Source organism: Methylobacterium sp. C33D (assembly GCF_053345825.1).
Map to the genome: position 1 here is coordinate 1 of NZ_JBKFAV010000267.1, position 255 is coordinate 255.

The 255-nt window shown below is 62.0% G+C and carries 1 protein-coding gene; it reads left to right on the plus strand.

Going from position 1 to position 255, the window contains the following annotated elements; translation table 11 throughout:
- Positions 1-243 (plus strand): integrase core domain-containing protein (locus ACLBXO_RS32315; protein ID WP_447687978.1); only part of this gene is annotated, 243 nt, incomplete at its 5' end.
- Between the last annotated feature and the right edge of the window lie 12 nt (positions 244-255).

Consider the following 255-nt stretch of genomic DNA (forward strand, 5'->3'; position numbering starts at 1 on the left):
TTCAACGCGCGATTGCGGGATGAACTTCTGAACGGCGAGATCTTCTACACGCTCAAGGAGGCACAGATCATCATCGAAAGCTGGCGTCGGCACTACAACACGATCCGCCCGCATGGCGCGCTTGGCTGTAAGCCACCAGCTCCAGAGGTGTTCGTGCCGGCCATGACCGCTTGGCCGGCTGCGCTCGCCCGACCGGCTCCGCCGGCCAAGCTACCAGTGGAGCAACGGCCAACGCTGCACTAACTTTGAACTCGG